The sequence below is a fragment of the Neisseria sp. P0014.S002 genome (assembly GCF_051958295.1).
In the GTDB taxonomy this organism is placed as follows: domain Bacteria; phylum Pseudomonadota; class Gammaproteobacteria; order Burkholderiales; family Neisseriaceae; genus Neisseria; species Neisseria flavescens_B.
The window spans coordinates 185,205-204,448 of record NZ_JBQCVO010000003.1 but is presented as its reverse complement, the minus strand read 5'-3'; the positions used below and the strand labels follow the sequence as shown (position 1 = coordinate 204,448).

The window sequence follows — 19,244 nt, the reverse complement described above, 5'->3', positions numbered from 1 at the left end:
TTGGTGGGTGATGACGGAGTCGAACCGCCGACATTCTGCTTGTAAGGCAGACGCTCTACCAACTGAGCTAATCACCCATGCGCAAAATTGCGAAGACGCTATTAAACCAAAAAATCCTGATGCGCGCAAGATTTATTTGCCGATAATTAGATATCTCCCTGCAAACACCAGTTTTCAAAGGAAATAATTTCTTCCTGCTTGCCTGCGACAACCAAAATATCGCCGGTTTCCAGAACGAAATCAGGGTCAAGGTCTTGGATTTTTCCGGTATTGCGGCGGATAAACAATAGTTTTAAATAATGCGCTGCCAATGGCAATTCGCGGATGGTTTTACCGATGGCGTGTGCCTCGCCTTGCAATGGGAAGGCATGGCGGCAGACGGCCTTGCTGTCTTCATCGGAGAAGCTGTCATCATCACTGCCGACAAACAAGTCTTGCAATGATGCATAGCGGCTGTGACGGATGTGGGTTATGGTTTGATAAACATGGTTGTAGGAGAGGCCGTGGCCCAACATGGCATAGCTTGCCAGCACCAGGCTGGTTTCTTTGGTATCGGAGACGGTTTCTTCCGCACCCATTTCGGTAAAGGTTTTGACGTAATCGTCATTGGTGGCTCGAACATAAACCGGCATGCTCGGATGCATAGACATGATGTTGCCGAGAACATGTTGGGTTTCATGCATATTGTTCAGCGTGATGACCACCATTTTGGCGCGTCCCAAGCCGGCGGCTTCCAAGACTTCACGGCGTTTGGCATCGCCAAAGGAAACCGGTTCGCCTGCGTTGCGTGCCACTTGTACGCGGGCAATGTCCAAGTCAAGGGCAAAGTAGGGGATGCCTTCTTGCGCCAATACACGGGCAACCGATTGACCACCGCGTCCGAAACCGATAATCAGGACGTGTTCGGATTTGCTCATGGTTTCCACCAACATGGAGTGCAAGTCCAAGGCTTTCATGTCCCAGTCAGATTTAACGAAGCGGCTGACGATGGCATCGCTGCTGCCCAAAATGAATGGCGCGGCAATCATGGAAAGCAAGACGGCTGCAGTGGCCGCTTGTTCCAATTCGGGCGAAACCATATTGATTTTGCTGGAAATGGCCAGCATCACGAAGCCGAACTCGCCGCCTTGCGCTAAATAAAGCGCACTCTTGAGGCTGTCGCCCACAGGGTTTTTCATGCGCAAAGCGATGATGAAGACGACCAGTGCTTTCAAGACCAACAGGATTGCCAACAAAATCAGGATTTGCTGCCAGTTGCCGATCAGTGCCTGAATATCGAGCTTCATACCGACGGTAATGAAGAAGAAGCCCAGCAGGATGTCGCGGAATGGACGGATGTCGTCTTCCACCTGAATACGGTATTCGGTTTCGGAAAGCAACATACCGGCGACGAATGCGCCCAATGCCATAGACAGGCCTTCAAGCTCTGTCAGATAGGCCACGCCCAAAGTAACCAGCAAAACGTTGATCATGAAGAGTTCGGACGATTTGCGTTTGGCAACCAGTCTGAACCAGCGCGACATCACTCGGCTGCCGATAACGAACAAAATGCCCAAGGTCAGCAACATTTTCAAACCGGCCAAGCCCAGCTCTACCCACAAGTTGCCTTCGCTGCCGCCAGCAAGTGCAGGAATCAGAATCATCAGCGGTACCACGGCAATATCTTGCATCAGCAAAACGCCCATAGCCATTTGACCATGTGGCTGACCCAGCTCGGTTTTCTCCGACAGAATGCGGCTGACGATGGCGGTGGACGACATGGTCAGTGCGCCCGCAGTGGCAAACGCCCAGTTAAACGGCGTGCCCATTGCCATCAAAATACCCATAATCGAGAGCATGGTAATGATGACCTGCAAACCACCCAAGCCGAATACGAGGCGGCGCATGGCTTTGAGTTTGGGCAGGGAGAATTCGAGACCGATGCTGAACATCAAGAACACAATGCCGATTTCGCCCAAATAGTCGGTAGCGTGGCTTTGCGGAATCAGTTTGAACATACCCGGACCGGCAATAAAACCGACCAAAAGATAACCGAGCATGGAAGGAATGTTGAACTTGCGACAGTAGATAACCGTAATGACGGAAACCAATAGGACAATGACAATGGGACCGAGGGAGAATTCGTGCATAGAGTGGGCGGCCTTTCGTTAAAAGTAGCTATTGTTATATAGGCCGTCTGAAACACGTCGAAAACCGACAGCAAACCCAAATAAAAACGCACAGAACGAACTTCATTTCTGCGATTTGATTTCCCGTATCATGCTTATTTGGACTTACTGTTTCGAGCGTTATCTAACGGATTATTAAGATTATATCAAGATAGAATGTAAAGTAGTGTTTTGATTGACAAAAAAGGCCGTCTGAAATATTCAGACGGCCTTTAAATAAATGGTTTAAGGCATCAACATGCCGCCGTTGACATGAAGTGTCTGACCGGTAATGTATTTTGCCTGATCAGAAGCCAAGAACAAGACTGCATCGGCAATATCTTGCGCTTCACCGAATTTGCCCAAAGAAGTTTGCGCTTCAAAGGTTTTGCGGGTTTCTTCCGGCAGGGCTCGGGTCATATCGGTGTCGATAAAGCCGGGGGCGACGCAGTTGACGGTAATGCCGCGGCTGCCGACTTCACGTGCCATAGATTTGGAGAAGCCGATTAAGCCTGCTTTTGCCGCCGCATAGTTGGTTTGACCGGCATTGCCCATCACGCCGACAACGGATGTGATGTTGATAATGCGGCCGGTACGCTGTTTCATCATGCCGCGCAATACGGCTTTGGAGGCACGGAACACAGATTTGAGGTTGACCTGCATGATGTCGTCCCATTCTTCCTCTTTCATGCGCATCAGGAGGTTGTCACGGGTAATGCCGGCGTTGTTGACCAAAATATCCAGTTTGCCGAATTCTTTTTCGATGTCGGCAATCAGGTTTTCGATGGTTTCAGGTTCAGCAGAATTCAATGCACGGCCTTCGCCGCCCCACTGTGCCAAGCGTTCGCTGATTGCAGCCGCACCGCTCTCACTGGTGGCTGTACCGATAACTTTTGCACCGGCCGCAGCCAAAGTATCGGCAATCGCCGCACCAATACCGCGCGATGCGCCGGTTACTAAAGCGATTTTGCCGCTCAAATCTTGTGTACTCATGTTTTATTCCTTAATTGAGATTGGAAAAATGGTTTCAGACGGCCTTATTTACCTGGGGAGGGTGCTTGATACCGTCGTTTGTTGATTCTTCGTAATAAATATTCTCTGTAGTATGCCCATGCTTGCTTTTTTTGTCCTTGTTTCCAAAGCCGTTTGGCTGCTTGTCTAAATTTCCTTTTAGGATTTGGAAAGGGCAACCAAGTTGATAGAGGTTGTTCTAGATATCCGTTATTCCATGGGGAATTCTTAAAATATTGATCATATGCAGGGTGGAAGCCTAATTGATGCCACGGTTTGATATGACCAACAAAATGGACTAAGCGGATATTGTTGGGATTGTCGATTAATTCACTGTATTTTTGATGCCAATGTATCCAGTTAAAGTTTTCTGAAAGCCAGTGTACATGACCTATACAGGCTAAATTCAAAATATCTTGGTCTGGACAGGAGAGTTTAAAATTCTGTTTTTCTACGGCTTGCATTGTTTCAGACAAAATTTTATCTATTGCCATATCATTCCATTTGTCAATATTGAATAGAATGACCCCAGAGTTGAAATAAGGCTCAGTATCTGTAAAACCAAATTGATTGAGTTGTTTTATATATGCTCTGTATAAGATTGCATCAGGTACGGCAGCAATCAAAGAATTTGAAATGTCGATTTCAAATAAATCATCAATGTTGCCCAAGCACAGTACATCAGTATCTAAATAAAGCGCAGTATGAGTAATACCTTTTAATAAGCAAGGGATACTCATACGGTAATACATAGCGATAGTAAAATAATGGGTAGTCTGCAGGGTAGAAAAGTATTCTGTATTTAAATGGTAAACGCTTATCGCGTAGTTTTGATTTGATGTTTCAATTTGATCGAAAATATTAAAATCATAACCTTCTGAACCACTAACTAACAAATGAAAATGTATTGGACTGGTATTGTTTTGCAGCACAGAAAGTAACGCAGTGCCGATGTGTTTGATATAGTTTTGATCGGCTGCATAAACAATATGTCTCGGCTGTTCAATAAATTCTCGTTTGCGGATATGAACAGTTTCTAATACTAATTTTTCTCTATCAAACATTTAAATTCTCCACAACTTCTCTATTGATTTCAGGTAATCTGATAGGGATATTCGGTTCAATATCAAATGCGCAGCTGATCCAGTTGCTGAAGCTGTATTTGTGTTTCAGGCCGGGAGCAAGCGGTACATACGGCAAGGTCAGGAAGGCTTTGAGTTCATCAAGGTTGCTTCCATTCCAGTAGAACATATTGTTCGGGTGATAAAAATCGTAATGTACGATGGTCGGATTGGTCGTAATCAGTTTTTTGTCCAATCCAATCGCTTCGAAAATCCGCAAAGAGAGGCCGTAGTGCTTGCGGTTGAGGAAATCTACCAATACAGAGGATTTGGCCGCTTCTTCTAAGTTTTGACGATAGGAGAGGGCGTTTTCAAATGAGAAGAACTCGACTTCGGGAATGCCTAAAGCCGCTTTTTCTTCTTCGATTTTCTTACTGGCCAAGCGGAAATCTATTTCTAAACTGATTGAACGTGCAGCTTCGCAAAATGCACGGATGTCATTGTTGCGGTCGGCAGCGTACGAGCCGATAAACAAGATTTTGTTTTGCGGGTTTTCAGACGGCCTGAAGCTGTCAAAGTAGAAGCTGGTGGTTGGAAAGAGTTTTTCGGCGTATTCGGGGTGTTTGCCTTGGTCAAACGGATCGAAAAAGTAAAATTTGTCGAAAAATTCGATGTTGTCGAAGTCTTCTTTTAAGAAGGTCAGGGCTTCCCAGTTGTAATACACCATTAATTTTGAATGCGCTCTGAGCTTGGCGATGAAGTCTTTCGGGTATGCGCCCAGCCAAATCATGAAGCAATAATCCGCTTGTTCGGGATGTTCGCTTAACAGGGTATTGAGGCGTTCTTCTACGGCGCGGAACATGGTCCGTTTTTTGAAGTCTTTTTGTCCAAGAATATTTCGATACCAGATTTTTTTCAGCCGTTGAAATACATTTTTGTATTTGAACTCTTTTTCTTCATAGGTCAGGGACAGTACTTCAAATCCGCATTTCTCCAAGTTCTCAATAATGAGTTCGTGGATTTTGAAGAGTTCCGGCATGGCGAGAATGACTTTTTTCTTACTCATAATGTATTCAATATAATATTTTGTCAGGCAGGAGTATTTGCCATAGGCAATAGGGTTAATCAATGCCGAGCAGGCGGTTTAGCCATTGTGTAAACGAATAATAGGCTTTGATTTCAGGGGCAGGTTGCTGATACGGACGTGCCAAAAATTCAGGCAATGCGTCTAAATTACCGCCGTCCCATACGAATACGTGGTCTGGGTGGTATAGGTCGGTTTCCAAGATATGTTTGTTGGTGGTAATCAGTTTTTTATCGAAACGCAATGCATCGAAGATACGGAATGATAAGCCGTAATGTTCGAATTGTGCAAAATCGACAACTGCGCCGCAACTTTGCACTTGGCTGAGGTTTTCTTCAAAGCTGAGGATGCTGCTGCGATCGAGATAGCGGATGCCGTTGTGTCCGAAGGCTTTTTCAGCCCTGTCGTCTTTGCAGTAGATATGAAAATCCAAGGGTAGGTTGAGGCGTTCGGTTTCTTGGATAAAGCGTTTGGTTTGCTCTTCGCGTCGGAGTTCGTAGCCGCCTAAAAAGTAGAGTTTGTTGGTGGGCGCATATTCCGCTACGGGAAAGTCAAAGTAAAAATTGGTGGTGGCTTTGAAATGGCATTGTGGATATTTTTGAATATCGTCGGGGTCGAAAACCCAGCATTGGTCAAAATAATCCAAATATTCAATAATGTCTGGGAAACGACCTACGCCATCCCATTGATAATTCACACAAACATTGCTGTGTTCGCGGATGGTGGCGATGATTTCTTTGGGGTAAATATTGGCACGGATACAGAGCGCATAATCGGCTTTTTTGCCGTTTAGTGAGGCCAGTTTTTGCTGAATGTCGTCGAGGTGGCGGCTGTATTTGAGGTATTTTTTATAGTTGCCGTCTTTGGTGATGTGTTTGTGGTAGAGGTTTTTGAGTCTGCTGCCCAAGTTCGGGTAATATGAATCTCGGTCGTCATAGCACAGATTAATGACATCAAAACCAAGAAAACGCAGATTTTTTTCGATACATTGATCCAGTCCGTACATGTAGGGAACGGCAAGAATAATGGTTTTTTTCATAATGTATTCGGATTGGAGTGGGCTGATTTTTCAGACGGCCTTGCCTGACAGGATAAGGCCGTCTGAAAACATTTTAGTGGGCTTCGATAAATGCAGTCACTTGATCGGCATTGGTCAATGCGCTGCACGCGGCTTCTTTATTGATGCGTTTGGCGAGGCCTGCAAGGACTTTGCCGGGGCCGCATTCGGCGGATTCGGTGATGCCTTCGGAAACAAGTGCGTTGACGGTTTCTGTCCAGCGCACCGGGCTGTACAGTTGGCGTACCAAGGCATCTTTGATTTTGTCGGCATCATCGTAAGAGGCAACATCGGCGTTATGAATAACGCGGATTTGCGGTTGTTTGATGGTGATGTCTTTCAGTGCTTCGGCAAGTTTTTCCGCTGCAGGCTTCATGAGGCTGCAATGTGAAGGAACGGAAACAGGTAGCGGCAGGGCGCGTTTGGCTCCGGCTTCTTTGGTGGCGGCCATGGCGCGTTCGACTGCGGCAGTGTTACCGGCAATTACGACTTGGCCTGGGGAGTTGAAGTTTACGGCTTCAACGATTTCGCCTTGTGCGGCTTCGGCACAAATGGCTTTTACTTGTTCATCTTCCAAACCCAAGATAGCGGCCATTGCGCCTACGCCTTGTGGTACGGCGGATTGCATGAGTTCGGCACGCAGGCGGACGAGTTTGACCGCGTCTGCGAAATCCAATGCGCCGGCAGCGACGAGGGCGGTGTATTCGCCGAGGCTGTGGCCTGCAACAACGGAAGGGATTTTACCGCCGGCTTCCAAGTAGGCGCGGTAGGTGGCAATACCGGCAGCCAGCATGATGGGCTGGGTGTTGACGGTTTGTCCGATTAATTCGGCATCTTCGCCGTTAATCATTGCCCACAGGTCTTGACCCAATACGGCGGAAGCTTCGTCAAATGTGGCTTTAACGATGGCTTGCTCGGCAAAGCCGTTCATCATGCCTAGGCTTTGTGAGCCTTGTCCGGGAAAGAAGAATGCGAAAGACATGGTAATTCCTTATTGGTTTGAATGTTTGAGGGTGTCCGCCAGCAGAAGGAGGGTGGCGACAGTATTGGTTGCGGCGGTCAGCCGGAAGGTGCGGACAAATCCGGGTTTGCTGGTTTTGTGCCTGAATGCGAGGCTGCCGCAATAACCGCCCGTCCAGCCACCAAGCAGGTTGAGCAGATGCAATTTTGCTTCGGGTATGCGTCTGCCGTGGTTGCGTGCGCGCTGTTTGTCTTGGTAGTAAAGCAGGAAAACGTATGCACTCAGTGCGAGATAGGCGATTGCCAGTTTGGGCAATATTACAGCCGTTATGCTTAAAAACAGGCTGCTGATGCAGAGTGCAAACGTTAGGGATTTCATGGGTTTGAGCAGAATAGGCCGTCTGAAAGGGGTGTTCAGACGGCCCAACCGTTAGTATTTCACCAAAACCGCACCCCAGGCAAAACCGCCGCCGATGCCTTCGAGCAAGAGGTTTTGTCCGCGTTTGATTTGGCCGTTTTTAATACCGACATCCAGTGCCAGCGGAATAGAGGCAGCGGACGTGTTGCCGTGATCTTGGACGGTCAGGATCACTTTGTCCATGCTCAAGCCCAAGTGTTTGGCGGTAGAGTCGATAATGCGCTTATTGGCTTGGTGCGGCACAAGCCAATCGATTTGATTGGTGGTATAACCGGCTTCTTCGATAACGTCATCTGCGATTTTGGACAGCATTTTGACGGCAAACTTGAATACGCCGGGGCCGTCCATGCTGATGTAGGGCGAACCGCAAATCTGGCCGTTGGCAATTTGTCCCGGGACGTTCAAAAGGTTGAGGTAGTTGCCGTCGGCTTTGAGTTTGCTATGGATAATGCCCGGTTCGTCAGATGCACTTAAGACAACCGCGCCCGCACCGTCACCAAAGAGGACGCAGGTGGTGCGGTCGTTCCAATCGACGATGCGGCTGAAAGTTTCAGCGCCGATAACCAAAGCGTTTTTCGCCATGCCACTTTTGATGTAGGCATTGGCAGTGGTCAGGGCATACATAAAACCGGCGCACACGGCTTGTACGTCAAAGGCAGGGCAGCCGTTGGCAATGCCCAATTTTTGCTGCACGATGGTTGCCGTAGAAGGGAACTGCATATCGGGGGTAGCTGTGGCGACGATAATCAGGTCGATATCGTCAGCCTGCAAACCGGCATCTGCCAAGGCGCGGCGCGCTGACTCGGCGGCCAAATCGCTGGTTTTTTCGCTGTCGTCTGCAATATGGCGAAATTTGATACCTGTACGCGTGGTAATCCACTCGTCGGAAGTGTCCACTTTTTTGGCAAGGTCGTCATTGCTGACGCGGTTGGCAGGAAGGTAGCTGCCTGTACCGGAAATTTTGGCATATTGCATGAGAACGGCCTTTTTAGAGAGTTGATTCAGATAGTCGGGTATTGTAAGCGAAAATGGGAAAATTCCCAATATTAAGAATGAAGTCGGTGATTAAAGATAAAAACAGGCCGTCTGAACATTTTGGAGTTTCAGACGGCCTGTGTATATCAGCCTTAAGCTTCCGTTGTTGGAGCAGCGGTTTCTTCCAGTTCGGCTGCTGCTTTGGCGGCTTCCAAAGCAGCCAATTGGGTGGCTACGCCTTGTTCGATTTGAGCGAGGCCGGCGGATTTGGCTTCGTGGTAGGCCTCTTCCAAAGCATAACGGAAGCCGACTTCGTCGGTTCCACCGTGGCTCTTAATCACGATACCGCGTAAACCAAGCAGGATGGCGCCGTTAAATTTGCGCGGATCCAGTTTGCCTTTCAAGCCTTTGAGTGCGGGCAGGGCGGCAATGGCGGCAAGTTTGTTGAACAGGGTGCTTTGGAATTCACGGCGGATGGCGCCGCTCATGAATTTAACCGCGCCTTCGATGGTTTTGAGCATAACGTTGCCGACAAAACCGTCTGCGACAACGACATCGGCTTCGCCATACAAAACGCTGTTGCTTTCGATATTGCCGATGAAGTTGAGTTTGCTGCTGCTCAACAGTTTAAAGGTTTGTTTGACGGCATCCGTACCCTTGATGTCTTCTGTGCCGACGTTCAAAAGGGCGACGCGCGGGCTGCCTTTTTCAGGGTGTAGTGCGTGTACCAGCTCGCTGCCGATGATGGCAAATTGAACCAGTTGTTCGGGCGTACAGTCAACGTTGGCACCCAAATCCAAGGCCAACGTAACGTGTTCGCTGTCGGATGGCAGGAATTTGGCGATGGCAGGGCGCTCAATGCCGGGAATGGTTTTGAGGACGAATCGGGCGGTCGCCATTAGTGCGCCGGTATTGCCTGCCGATACGGCGGCTTGCGCGTTGCCTTCTTTAACTTGGTTGATGGCGATGCGCATGGAGGATTCTTTTTTATTTTTCAGCGCAGATTGTGGCGCTTCATCCATTTCGACGACTTGCGCTGCATGGCAGACGGTGATGCGGTCCATAGGCGCACCTGCTGAGTTTAATGCTTGGCGGACTGCTGCTTCATCACCGACCATAATCAGATGTACGTCGGATTGTTGTTTTAGGAAATCCACTGCACCGGGGACGGTAATCGCAAGGCCTGCATCTCCGCCCATGGCATCTACGGCCAGTGTAATCATGTTGTTCTCCGGTTTGTGTGTTTCAGACGGCCTCAAACAATCGGACAAGCACGCTCATCTGATTTTCAGGAAATTGAATTGAAAATCAGATGAAAAGGCTTGTTGCGATAGTCGTACCAAATTTATTGGTTTTGCACGGCCAATTTGTTGTGTTCGTCGATGTCTAGCGCGTCCCAAGGATAGTTGATCCACCAGTCTTCCACGGTAATGCCGCTGAAATAAGGGATGCCTTCGGGAATCTTGCCGACTTTGGCTTTGATTTTTTCATGCAATACTGCCACGCCGATGGTGCCGAAATCTTCTTTCAACAATTCGTTCAGGCAGAATTCCATGGTAACGCGGCTGTCGTCCACTTCGTCAACAACCAGTACGTTTTTGCCTTTCAGTACATCGGGAACGGGATCAAGCCATTGGACTTTTTTCACTTCCTCGGTCACTTGACCTTCGTTATCGCTGTCGTAGTAGGCTGTGGTGACGGCGTAAATTGGAATTTCCAAGAAGCAGCGCAACATGCGGGCAGGGATAAAACCGCCGCCGCCAATGGCAATCATGGCATCGTATTTTGTGCCGGAGTTTTGGATTTTTTCCGCCAATCCTTTGATTACGCGGTGGATGTCGTCGTAGGTGTACCAGATTTTACGTTTCATGGTGTGCTTCCGAAGAGGAAAATACAGGGTGCAATGCAAAAAAGCCAGTCATTGCATGGCAATATTCTGGCTTTTTCAGTCAGACGAACGGATTATTCGCCTTTAGCTTTTACCACTTTACGGCCACGGTACATACCGTTTGGAGAAATGTGGTGTGGACGATGCACTTCGCCGGTTGCGCTGTCAACAGACAGAGAAGGCGCAGTCAGAGCGTCGTGTGAACGGTGCATACCGCGTTTAGAAGGGGATTTTTTGTTTTGTTGAACGGCCATTTCAAGCTCCTAGATAAATAAACTGTGTCCTAATTAACTGCTTTTCAAACCTGCTAAAACAGCGAAGGGGTTTGGTTTGTCCCGATTGACTTCGTCCAGTGTTCCATCGTTGCCGCAGTCTTCGTGTCGAGGGGAGAAAGGGAGCGACATCAGGATTTGGTCTTCAACCAGAGTCCGCACGTCAAGCTCTTTTTCGAGCAGCATGCCTTCCAATTCTTCATCGGCAAGCATGGCTTCGTCCAAACTCTCTTCATCGGCAAACAGGACGATACGGCTGGTTTCATCGAGCAGAAACGGCATGGGCGTAATGCAACGCTGGCAAATCAGGGGCATGTCGGCTTTGACGTTTAAATCGAGAAACAGACGTTGCAGCCGGTCGCGACCGCCTTGCAGCGTAAACGACACGCGTGTCTGTTTGTCGGCCGGATAATCGTGCGAACTAACTCGTTCATCCAATTCTTCGAGCAGGAAGCTGCCTTGCAGATTCTGCCCTTCGGCGGCGAAAACTTCTGGGTCAATCAAATTAGGGTATGACATAAACGGAGTATGATATAATTTCGGCAGTCTAACGTCAATGTTTTTAAGTAAAAATATGGAAGTAAAACTGCCTTTGGTTTTAGGGTCGAGTTCGGTTTTCCGCTGCGGACAGCTTCGCCGTTTGGGTATCGATTTTCAGACGGCATCGCCTGATTTTGACGAAACGCCTATTGCAGGCGAGCATGCAGGCGAGACGGCGCTGCGTTTGGCTGAAGGCAAAGCCCGTTCATTGGCGGCAGCTTTTCCTGCCGCGCTGATTATCGGCGCAGACCAAGTCGCATGGTGCGAAGGACGGCAATTGGGCAAGCCGATGAACGTCGCAAATGCACAACAGATGCTGGCGGACTTGAGCGGAAAACGGATTGAATTTTACAGCGCAATCGTGCTTTTGAATACTGCTACGGGTAAGGTTCAGTATCATGTCGATCATACGGTGGTTGCCATGCGCCAGTTGACGCAGGAACAAATCAGCCGATATTTGTCACGCGAGCCGGATGCGGTTTATTGTGCCGGTGCGGCGAAGAGCGAGGGTTTGGGCGCCGCTTTGTTGGAGCGGATTGAAAGTACGGACCCGAATGCTTTGATCGGCCTTCCGATTTTCCGTCTGATTGATTTTTTGAAAAACGAAGGTGTGGAAGTTTTATAGTTTGAGGCCGTCTGAATGTGTTCAGACGGCCTGAGATTTTTTGGAGTTGCAAGAATGAAACCGATTTTGTATTTGATTCCTACCCCTTTGGGTGCGCCTGATACGCCATGCCTGTTGCCGCATGAACAACAGGCGATTGTCGGGCTGACGGATTTTGTCGTAGAAGCGGAAAAAACAGCGCGCGCGCATTTGAAGCATTTGGGCGTGACTACGCCTATCCGTGAGCTGAATCTGCAAACGTTGAATGAACACACGGATTTGAAGACTTTGCCGGAATTGCTGAAACCTTTGCAAGAGGGACGCAGCATGGGTATTGTCAGTGAGGCAGGTTGCCCGGCTGTAGCCGATCCGGGCGCGAATTTGGTGGCATTGGCGCATAAACACGGTTTTGAAGTACGGCCTTTGGTCGGCCCGTCCAGCTTGTTGCTGGCGCTGATGGCTTCGGGTGCGAATGGGCAGAACTTTGCGTTTAAGGGTTATTTGCCGTCTGAAAAAAATGAGCGGATTCAGAGTTTGAAGGCTTTGGAGCAACGTTCGCGTCAGCAGAATGAAACGCAGCTGTTTATCGAAACGCCGTATCGCAACGATGCGTTGTTGGCTGATGCGGTGGAGAACCTGTATCCTGAAACGCGTTTGTGTGTGGCTACGGACTTGACCTTGCCGACACAGGAAATTATCAGTCAGACGATTGCGCAGTGGCGAAAAAGAAAAGAAATGCCGAATTTGAAAAAACGCCCGACGATTTTTGTGTTGCATGCCGCTTAAAACTGTATTGGGTTCAATCTCAAACTGTATTTGAGGAAATAAAAAAGGCCGTCTGAACAACAGACGGCCTTTGTGTTGCCTAAACCTTTATCAAGAAACGACTTCGCCTTGGGCACGTTGTTTTTCGATGCTGCGGTTGATGTGCCATTGTTGGGCGATGGTCAAGAGGTTGTTGACTACCCAGTACAGAACCAAGCCGGCAGGGAAGAAGAAGAACATGATGGAGAAAACCAAAGGCATGATTTTCATCATTTTCGCCTGCATAGGGTCGGTTGATGGCGGATTCAGATAAGTTTGTGCAAACATGGTTACCGCCATAATCAAAGGCAGGATGTAGAAAGGATCCGGACGGCTCAAGTCGGTAATCCAACCCAACCATGGCGCTTGGCGCAATTCTACGGAGGCGAACAATGCCCAATACAGACCGATGAAGACGGGGATTTGCAACAGCATAGGCAGACAGCCGCCCAGCGGATTGATTTTCTCGTCTTTATAAAGCTGCATCATGGCTTGTTGTTGCGCCATGCGGTCATCGCCGTATTTCTCTTTGATGGCTTGCAATTTAGGTGCGGCGGCACGCATTTTTGCCATAGAGCGGTAAGAGGCGTTGGTCAATGGATACAGTACGGCTTTGACGATGATGGTCAAGACGATGATTGCCCAACCCCAGTTGCCGATGATGTTATGCAGTTGGTTCAAGAGCCAAAAGAGCGGTGAGGCGAACCAGTGTACTTTGCCATAGTCTTTGGCCAGTTGCAGTTTGTCGGCGATGTTAGCGATAACGGAAGTGGTTTGCGGACCGGCATACAGGTTGATGGCGGTTTCAGCTTTTGCGCCGGCTTGGATGGCGGCTAAAGGCACGCTGACGCTTGCGCTGTACAGGTTGTCGTTGCGACGTTTGATGTCGATGTTGCATTCGCCTGCAGAGCATACGCTTTGGCCGTCTTTAGGCTGCAAAATCCAAGTGGACATGAAGTGGTGTTCAATCATGCCGAGCCAGCCGGTCGGGGTTTTGCGGATATATTCGGCTTCGGATTTGCCGGATTTGGCATCGTCGTCCAAATCAGAGAAGCTGACTTTTTGGAAGTCGCCTTCAGGGGTGTAAACCACCGGGCCGACGTAAGAGCGGGTAAAGTAGCCTTGGCCTTCAGGTTCGCTGTGGTCGCGAACGATGCGGTAGTCTGCGCTTAGGTTGACAGGTTGGCCGTTGCTGTTGGTAATGTCAAAGCGGACGTTAACCAAGTAGCTGCCTTTGGTAAAAGTATAAACTTTGTCGATTTTCAGGCCATTGGTTTCAGGTGCGCTCAGGCGGACTTCAACTTTGTCACCTTCCAAACTGTATTGTTTTTGCGGAGCGGTAAAGCTGATGCCTTTCAGAACGTTGTTGCCTTGTGCGTCCAAAAGCTCGGATTGGGCAACGTAGGTGTATTCCTTGCCGTCGTTAAACAGGACGAAAGGTTTGTGTTCGTCGCCGGTTGCTTTGTATTGCAAGAGGGTCAGCTGACGCAGGTCGCCGCTTTTCTCATCGATGACGGCTTTAACCGTGTCTGTGGTAACGGTAATAGGAGAGGCCGGGGTAAGCGCGGCTTCGGCAGCGGCTTTTGCCGGAGCGGCAGCCGTTTGCTGTTGCGCGGCTTGTTGCGCCGGATTAGGTTTGGGGCTGGGGAAAAAATGTTCCCAGCCGGCAAAGATTGCCACTGAAATGGCAAAAAACGCCATTAGTCTTTTAAAATCCATAAGAGATTCCTGGAATTGACGGATAGGTAATCGAGATGAAAACTGCTTCAGACGGCATTATATAGAAACCGACGGGAAATTAAAGGAAATCGTGTTCTTTAAATGGTTGACAGCAGCATTATGGAACAGGGTCATGTCCGTGTCCGCCGAAAGGATGGCATCGTGCGATGCGTTTGATTGCCAGCCATCCGCCTTTGAATGCGCCGTATTTTTTGACGGCTTCGACCGCGTATTGTGAACAGGTCGGGGTATAGCGGCAGCGCGGCGGAATGAGGGGGCTGATGCAGTATTGGTAAAAGCGGATGAGTGCAAGGAGGAGCTTGGAAAGCAGGGTGTTCATCGGCGTTTTTTCATCAGCTGGGCAAGTTGGTTTCGGGCTTCCGGAGCAGTTTCCCGATTAAACGCCTGACGCACGCGCACAACAAAATCATACGGCGGCAGCTGGTGTTGATTCAGCCTGAACCAGTCGCGGATGACGCGCTTCATGTAATTGCGCTCATGGGCGCGTTTGGCGGTTTTTTTGCTGACGACCAAGCCAAGGCGCGGATGACCAAGCGCGTTGTCTGCGGACTGGGAGACTTGCAGCAAATCGCGGCTGCGTCGGTTTTTCAACGCAAAAACGGATGAAAAATCATCCGTTTTTAATAAGCGATACTGCTTCGAGAAGCCGTAATTCAAAATTATACAGCCAGGCGTTTGCGGCCTTTGGCGCGACGGGCAGCCAATACTGCGCGACCACCGCGGGTTTTGGAGCGAACCAAGAAGCCGTGGGTGCGTTTGCGTTTGGTAACGGAAGGTTGATAAGTGCGTTTCATGATGTTTCCTAAAAATTGGTAGATAATTAAACCGTGAATTACACTCCAATTTGCTGCTTTTGTCAATCAATATAAAAACTTTTCGTTGGCCAAAGTGTGACAATGGGTTTTATGCATTGATAGAATTTGTGGATAAAATTTTGCGGCGGTTGTGGATAAAAAAGAGCGGAATGGGTATAATCGCCCAACCTTGCTTTTCTCTGTGCGCAAGGCCGTCTGAAAGTAGCGGGAGTATCGTAAAAATTTGATTTTTATCGGATTGCCTGTCTGCTCTGCCTTCTTGTATTTCCCAAATCTTCCATTTTCCGAGCTTAATCTCATGACGTTAGCTGAATTTTGGCCGCTGTGCCTTCGCCGCCTTCACGAAATGTTGCCTGCCGGGCAGTTTGCGCAATGGATTGCGCCTTTGACCGTGGGTGAAGAAAACGGAGTATGGGTGGTGTATGGTAAAAACCAATTTGCCTGCAATATGCTCAAAAGCCAGTTTGCCGCCAAAATTGATGCTGTGCGTGCCGAATTGGTGCCTCAGCAGGCTGCTTTCGCGTTTAAGCCGGGCGTAGGTACGCATTATGAAATGGCGGCTCAGACTGTTGCGCCGGTGCAAGTGCAAGAAGTCGTTGAAGTTGAAGAATTTGTAGAGCCTGTTCAAATGCCTTTGCAAACTGCTGCGACGCAAGAAGACAGGCCGTCTGAAACGGTTTCCAAACCTGCCGCTGCCATGACGGCTGCCGAGATTTTGGCGCAACGCATGAAAAACCTGCCGCATGAGCCTCAAGTGCAAACTGCTGCTTCGGCTGAGTCTAAAGCAGTTGCCAAAGCCAAAACCGACGCGCAACACGATGCGGAAGAAGCGCGCTACGAACAGACCAATCTGTCGCGTGACTATACATTTGAAACTTTGGTAGAAGGTAAGGGCAACCGCCTTGCCGCCGCAGCCGCCCAAGCGATTGCTGAAAATCCGGGGCAGGGCTATAACCCATTTTTCTTATACGGCAGTACCGGTTTGGGTAAAACCCACTTGGTGCAAGCCATCGGCAATGAATTGCTGAAAAACCGTCCTGATGCCAAAGTGCGCTATATGCACTCGGACGACTATATTCGCAGCTTTATGAAGGCTGTGCGCAACAACACTTATGATGTGTTCAAGCAACAATACAAACAATATGACCTGCTGATTATCGACGATATTCAGTTCATCAAAGGCAAAGACCGTACGATGGAAGAATTCTTCTACCTGTACAACCATTTTCACAACGAGAAAAAACAGCTGATCCTGACGTGCGACGTATTGCCTGCCAAAATCGAAGGTATGGACGACCGTCTCAAGTCCCGTTTCTCATGGGGTTTGACTTTGGAACTCGAACCGCCCGAATTGGAAATGCGCGTGGCGATTTTGCAGAAAAAGGCAGAAGCAGCCGGTATCAGTATCGAAGACGAAGCCGCTTTGTTTATTGCCAATCTGATCCGCTCCAATGTGCGTGAGCTGGAAGGCGCGTTCAACCGTGTCAGCGCCAGCAGCCGTTTTATGAACCGTCCTGTCATCGATATGGATTTGGCGCGTACGGCTTTGCAGGATATTATTGCCGAGAAACACAAAGTCATTACCGCCGACATCATTATCGATGCGACAGCCAAATACTACCGTATTAAAATCAGCGATATATTGGGCAAAAAACGCACGCGCAATATTGCCCGTCCGCGTCAAGTTGCCATGAGCCTGACCAAAGAGCTGACCACGCTCAGCCTGCCTTCTATCGGCGATGCCTTTGGCGGCCGCGACCACACGACTGTGATGCACGGCGTCAAAGCGGTGGCGAAACTGCGTGAAGAAGATCCCGAATTGGCGCAAGACTACGAAAAACTGCTGATTTTGATTCAGAACTGACCTAATGCAATATTCAGACGGCCTGATGTCAATATGAGGCCGCCTGAAAACAAAAAATATTTTAAAATATCCAAATCAACCGATTTCAAATTCAAAGGAATGGAACATGCTGATTTTACAAGCCGATCGCGACAGTCTGCTCAAGCCGTTGCAAGCCGTTACCGGTATTGTCGAACGTCGCCATACTCTGCCGATTTTGTCCAATGTGTTGCTGGAAAGCAAAGATGGACAAACCAAACTTTTGGCAACCGACTTGGAAATCCAAATCAATACCGCCGGCCCTGAAAGTCAGGCAGGCGATTTCCGTATTACGACCAACGCTAAAAAATTCCAGGACATCCTGCGTGCCCTGCCTGACAGTGCGCTGGTGTCACTGGATTGGGCGGACAACCGTTTGACTCTGCGCGCGGGCAAATCCCGTTTTGCCCTGCAAACCCTGCCGGCTGAAGATTTTCCGTTGATGAATGTCGGCAGCGACGTCAGCGCGACTTTCTCACTGACTCAAGAAACCTTCAAAACCATGCTTTCGCAAGTGCAATACAGCATGGCGGTTCAAGATATCCGCTATTACCTCAACGGCTTGCTGATGCAGGTTGAAGGAAACCAACTGCGCCTTGTTGCAACCGACGGTCACCGCCTTGCTTATGCGGCCAGCCAAATTGAAGCAGAACTGCCGAAAACGGAAGTGATCCTGCCGCGCAAAACGGTATTGGAACTCTTCAAGCTGTTGAACAATCCGTCCGAGTCCATCACCGTTGAGCTTTTGGACAATCAAGTACGCTTCCAATGCAATGGCACAACGATTGTCAGCAAAGTCATCGACGGCAAGTTCCCTGACTTTAACCGCGTGATTCCTTTGGATAACGACAAGATTTTCCTCGTATCCCGTACCCAGCTTTTGGGTGCGCTTGAACGTGCTGCCATTCTTGCCAATGAAAAATTCCGCGGCGCGCGACTGTTCCTGCAGCCTGGTTTGCTGAGTGTCGTATGTAGCAACAACGAGCAGGAAGAAGCGCGCGAAGAGCTGGAAATCGCTTACCAAGGCGGAGAACTTGAAGTCGGTTTCAATATCGGCTACCTGATGGATGTGTTGCGTAACATCCACTCCGACGATATGCAGCTTGCCTTCGGCGATGCCAATCGTTCAACGCTGTTTACTATGCCGAACAATCCGAACTTCAAATACATCGTAATGCCGATGCGTATTTAATTGTTGTGTGAACAAACAAAAAGAGCGTGTACAGTACACGCTCTTTTTTATATGCTTGAATCAAAAGGCCGTCTGAAAATTGTTTTTCAGACGGTCTTTCTATCAAACCGGGATGATTCGGTTAAATAGGAAAACTGGGATTAACGTGGACGTGGTTCGCAGTTTTTCACCAGGAATGAGCCGTTAGGGGCGTTCACGCCAACTACTTCAGAAGTAGTGTGGGTGTTTTTGTCGATGAAACCGGCAGACATTGTATAGCCGCGGCGGTTGGTGAAAGTAGTGCCAGTGCTGTCAGAACGTTTTTTGTCGACAACCAAAGAGGCTTTTTTGCCACCGGCGTTTACGTCGGCAGTAACTGCACGGCCGCTACGGTCAAAGCCGTACATCACGTTCAGTGATTTGCCACCGTCACAACTGTAAGAAACGAAGCCGGCAGGTGCAGCGGCAGCGGAGAAGGAAACAGTAGCCAATGCGGCTGCAGTGATAACAGAAAGTAATTTCATGATCTAAGCTCCATATGAGGGTTGTGTGTTATCTTGCAAAGTGAGAAAGGGTTTTCGTTTGCAGATGAAGCGTATTTTAGGCGTTTTGTCGGTAGTGGCAATTAGGTAAATTGCAAAACAGTGTTTACTTATGGTTACCCGATTGTTTATTAATAGAAAGTTGTTTGTGATTTGGTGTTGCAAAGTGGTTATGCGGGTTGTTGCGGAATATATACATTAATGATTCTTTAAGAAATATAGCGAAAGAATACAAAAAAGGCCGTCTGAATATTCAGACGGCCTTTGATATGA

At 48.8% G+C, this 19,244-nt stretch carries 21 protein-coding genes and 1 tRNA gene; 4 read left to right on the top strand and 18 right to left on the bottom strand.

Translation table 11 applies throughout. From position 1 onward, the window contains the following. Nucleotide 1: 1 nt before the first annotated feature. The 13 genes from ACTHSX_RS05420 to ACTHSX_RS05360 form a co-directional block, all read right to left on the bottom strand. Nucleotides 2-77, bottom strand: a tRNA-Val gene (locus ACTHSX_RS05420). A gap of 69 nt (nucleotides 78-146) precedes the next feature. Further along, nucleotides 147-2,129 carry a cation:proton antiporter domain-containing protein gene (locus ACTHSX_RS05415; RefSeq protein ID WP_440376928.1) on the bottom strand — a complete coding sequence of 661 codons (1,983 nt, stop codon included), beginning with the start codon at nucleotides 2,127-2,129 and terminating at the stop codon, nucleotides 147-149. Between the two features lie 264 nt (nucleotides 2,130-2,393). Then, nucleotides 2,394-3,140 (bottom strand): 3-oxoacyl-ACP reductase FabG, encoded by a 747-nt coding sequence (gene fabG, locus ACTHSX_RS05410; protein ID WP_107724043.1) that lies wholly within the window; start codon nucleotides 3,138-3,140, stop codon nucleotides 2,394-2,396. 44 nt (nucleotides 3,141-3,184) lie between these two features. Continuing rightward, entirely contained in the window at nucleotides 3,185-4,222 is a 1,038-nt protein-coding gene (locus tag ACTHSX_RS05405; protein WP_440376929.1) for a glycosyltransferase family 8 protein, read from the bottom strand. Further along, nucleotides 4,215-5,285, bottom strand: a complete 1,071-nt coding sequence (locus ACTHSX_RS05400) for a hypothetical protein (RefSeq protein ID WP_107724167.1) — start codon at nucleotides 5,283-5,285, stop codon at nucleotides 4,215-4,217. Before ACTHSX_RS05400 ends, ACTHSX_RS05405 begins: the two co-directional genes overlap by 8 nt. A gap of 55 nt (nucleotides 5,286-5,340) precedes the next feature. Beyond that, nucleotides 5,341-6,342 carry a hypothetical protein gene (locus ACTHSX_RS05395; RefSeq protein ID WP_440376930.1) on the bottom strand — a complete coding sequence of 334 codons (1,002 nt, stop codon included), beginning with the start codon at nucleotides 6,340-6,342 and terminating at the stop codon, nucleotides 5,341-5,343. Nucleotides 6,343-6,415: 73 nt separating this feature from the next. Beyond that, nucleotides 6,416-7,342, bottom strand: a complete 927-nt coding sequence (gene fabD / locus ACTHSX_RS05390) for an ACP S-malonyltransferase (protein WP_440376931.1) — start codon at nucleotides 7,340-7,342, stop codon at nucleotides 6,416-6,418. Nucleotides 7,343-7,351: 9 nt separating this feature from the next. After that, nucleotides 7,352-7,699: a DUF1294 domain-containing protein gene (locus tag ACTHSX_RS05385; RefSeq protein WP_314511154.1), complete on the bottom strand. Its 348-nt coding sequence runs from the start codon at nucleotides 7,697-7,699 to the stop codon at nucleotides 7,352-7,354. Nucleotides 7,700-7,750: 51 nt separating this feature from the next. Then, nucleotides 7,751-8,713 carry a beta-ketoacyl-ACP synthase III gene (locus ACTHSX_RS05380; protein WP_049336364.1) on the bottom strand — a complete coding sequence of 321 codons (963 nt, stop codon included), beginning with the start codon at nucleotides 8,711-8,713 and terminating at the stop codon, nucleotides 7,751-7,753. 152 nt (nucleotides 8,714-8,865) lie between these two features. Then, nucleotides 8,866-9,936 carry a phosphate acyltransferase PlsX gene (plsX, locus tag ACTHSX_RS05375; RefSeq protein WP_440376932.1) on the bottom strand — a complete coding sequence of 357 codons (1,071 nt, stop codon included), beginning with the start codon at nucleotides 9,934-9,936 and terminating at the stop codon, nucleotides 8,866-8,868. 122 nt (nucleotides 9,937-10,058) lie between these two features. Continuing rightward, complete coding sequence (locus ACTHSX_RS05370) at nucleotides 10,059-10,583, bottom strand: phosphoribosyltransferase (RefSeq protein ID WP_371459790.1); 525 nt, start codon at nucleotides 10,581-10,583, stop codon at nucleotides 10,059-10,061. A 92-nt stretch (nucleotides 10,584-10,675) separates the two neighbouring features. After that, complete coding sequence (gene rpmF, locus ACTHSX_RS05365; RefSeq protein ID WP_002240035.1) at nucleotides 10,676-10,855, bottom strand: 50S ribosomal protein L32; 180 nt, start codon at nucleotides 10,853-10,855, stop codon at nucleotides 10,676-10,678. Nucleotides 10,856-10,888: 33 nt separating this feature from the next. Next, nucleotides 10,889-11,392, bottom strand: coding sequence for a YceD family protein (locus ACTHSX_RS05360; protein WP_371459791.1), 504 nt, complete (start codon nucleotides 11,390-11,392; stop codon nucleotides 10,889-10,891). A 55-nt stretch (nucleotides 11,393-11,447) separates the two neighbouring features. Between ACTHSX_RS05360 and ACTHSX_RS05355 the strand changes: the two genes are divergently transcribed. Next, complete coding sequence (locus ACTHSX_RS05355) at nucleotides 11,448-12,038, top strand: Maf family protein (protein WP_254347305.1); 591 nt, start codon at nucleotides 11,448-11,450, stop codon at nucleotides 12,036-12,038. A 54-nt stretch (nucleotides 12,039-12,092) separates the two neighbouring features. Then, on the top strand, nucleotides 12,093-12,803 hold the full coding sequence (locus ACTHSX_RS05350; RefSeq protein WP_440376933.1) for an SAM-dependent methyltransferase: 711 nt from the start codon (nucleotides 12,093-12,095) through the stop codon (nucleotides 12,801-12,803). Nucleotides 12,804-12,893: 90 nt separating this feature from the next. Here ACTHSX_RS05350 and yidC read toward each other — a convergent pair whose 3' ends face one another. The 4 genes from yidC to rpmH all read right to left on the bottom strand — a co-directional run bounded on the left by yidC (nucleotide 12,894) and on the right by rpmH (nucleotide 15,355). Further along, nucleotides 12,894-14,540, bottom strand: coding sequence for a membrane protein insertase YidC (gene yidC, locus ACTHSX_RS05345; protein ID WP_440376934.1), 1,647 nt, complete (start codon nucleotides 14,538-14,540; stop codon nucleotides 12,894-12,896). A 118-nt stretch (nucleotides 14,541-14,658) separates the two neighbouring features. Then, a complete protein-coding gene (gene yidD, locus ACTHSX_RS05340) occupies nucleotides 14,659-14,880 on the bottom strand; it encodes a membrane protein insertion efficiency factor YidD (RefSeq protein ID WP_003682178.1) in 222 nt (73 codons plus the stop codon). Further along, a complete protein-coding gene (rnpA, locus tag ACTHSX_RS05335; RefSeq protein ID WP_311460443.1) occupies nucleotides 14,877-15,218 on the bottom strand; it encodes a ribonuclease P protein component in 342 nt (113 codons plus the stop codon). The genes yidD and rnpA overlap by 4 nt, the downstream gene beginning before the upstream one ends. Nucleotides 15,219-15,220: 2 nt before the next feature. After that, a complete protein-coding gene (gene rpmH, locus ACTHSX_RS05330; protein WP_002214728.1) occupies nucleotides 15,221-15,355 on the bottom strand; it encodes a 50S ribosomal protein L34 in 135 nt (44 codons plus the stop codon). 319 nt (nucleotides 15,356-15,674) lie between these two features. On the opposite strand from rpmH, the gene dnaA reads away from it, so the two are divergent. Beyond that, nucleotides 15,675-17,240 carry a chromosomal replication initiator protein DnaA gene (gene dnaA / locus ACTHSX_RS05325; RefSeq protein ID WP_440376935.1) on the top strand — a complete coding sequence of 522 codons (1,566 nt, stop codon included), beginning with the start codon at nucleotides 15,675-15,677 and terminating at the stop codon, nucleotides 17,238-17,240. 106 nt (nucleotides 17,241-17,346) lie between these two features. Further along, nucleotides 17,347-18,450: a DNA polymerase III subunit beta gene (gene dnaN, locus ACTHSX_RS05320; RefSeq protein ID WP_003682174.1), complete on the top strand. Its 1,104-nt coding sequence runs from the start codon at nucleotides 17,347-17,349 to the stop codon at nucleotides 18,448-18,450. 140 nt (nucleotides 18,451-18,590) lie between these two features. On the opposite strand, the gene ACTHSX_RS05315 is transcribed toward dnaN, so the two are convergent. Next, nucleotides 18,591-18,953: an ACP-like domain-containing protein gene (locus tag ACTHSX_RS05315; RefSeq protein ID WP_049328541.1), complete on the bottom strand. Its 363-nt coding sequence runs from the start codon at nucleotides 18,951-18,953 to the stop codon at nucleotides 18,591-18,593. Nucleotides 18,954-19,244: the final 291 nt, after the last annotated feature.

Coding starts and splice junctions, on each gene's coding strand:
- yidC (WP_440376934.1), bottom strand. CDS start 14,540: ATGGATTTTAAAAGACTAATGGCGTTTTTTGCCATTTCAGTGGCAATC.
- ACTHSX_RS05395 (WP_440376930.1), bottom strand. CDS start 6,342: ATGAAAAAAACCATTATTCTTGCCGTTCCCTACATGTACGGACTGGAT.
- ACTHSX_RS05415 (WP_440376928.1), bottom strand. CDS start 2,129: ATGCACGAATTCTCCCTCGGTCCCATTGTCATTGTCCTATTGGTTTCC.
- rpmF (WP_002240035.1), bottom strand. CDS start 10,855: ATGGCCGTTCAACAAAACAAAAAATCCCCTTCTAAACGCGGTATGCAC.
- dnaA (WP_440376935.1), top strand. CDS start 15,675: ATGACGTTAGCTGAATTTTGGCCGCTGTGCCTTCGCCGCCTTCACGAA.
- fabD (WP_440376931.1), bottom strand. CDS start 7,342: ATGTCTTTCGCATTCTTCTTTCCCGGACAAGGCTCACAAAGCCTAGGC.
- dnaN (WP_003682174.1), top strand. CDS start 17,347: ATGCTGATTTTACAAGCCGATCGCGACAGTCTGCTCAAGCCGTTGCAA.
- ACTHSX_RS05360 (WP_371459791.1), bottom strand. CDS start 11,392: ATGTCATACCCTAATTTGATTGACCCAGAAGTTTTCGCCGCCGAAGGG.
- rpmH (WP_002214728.1), bottom strand. CDS start 15,355: ATGAAACGCACTTATCAACCTTCCGTTACCAAACGCAAACGCACCCAC.
- ACTHSX_RS05400 (WP_107724167.1), bottom strand. CDS start 5,285: ATGAGTAAGAAAAAAGTCATTCTCGCCATGCCGGAACTCTTCAAAATC.
- ACTHSX_RS05370 (WP_371459790.1), bottom strand. CDS start 10,583: ATGAAACGTAAAATCTGGTACACCTACGACGACATCCACCGCGTAATC.
- yidD (WP_003682178.1), bottom strand. CDS start 14,880: ATGAACACCCTGCTTTCCAAGCTCCTCCTTGCACTCATCCGCTTTTAC.
- ACTHSX_RS05355 (WP_254347305.1), top strand. CDS start 11,448: ATGGAAGTAAAACTGCCTTTGGTTTTAGGGTCGAGTTCGGTTTTCCGC.
- ACTHSX_RS05405 (WP_440376929.1), bottom strand. CDS start 4,222: ATGTTTGATAGAGAAAAATTAGTATTAGAAACTGTTCATATCCGCAAA.
- fabG (WP_107724043.1), bottom strand. CDS start 3,140: ATGAGTACACAAGATTTGAGCGGCAAAATCGCTTTAGTAACCGGCGCA.
- ACTHSX_RS05380 (WP_049336364.1), bottom strand. CDS start 8,713: ATGCAATATGCCAAAATTTCCGGTACAGGCAGCTACCTTCCTGCCAAC.
- ACTHSX_RS05350 (WP_440376933.1), top strand. CDS start 12,093: ATGAAACCGATTTTGTATTTGATTCCTACCCCTTTGGGTGCGCCTGAT.
- ACTHSX_RS05315 (WP_049328541.1), bottom strand. CDS start 18,953: ATGAAATTACTTTCTGTTATCACTGCAGCCGCATTGGCTACTGTTTCC.
- plsX (WP_440376932.1), bottom strand. CDS start 9,936: ATGATTACACTGGCCGTAGATGCCATGGGCGGAGATGCAGGCCTTGCG.
- ACTHSX_RS05385 (WP_314511154.1), bottom strand. CDS start 7,699: ATGAAATCCCTAACGTTTGCACTCTGCATCAGCAGCCTGTTTTTAAGC.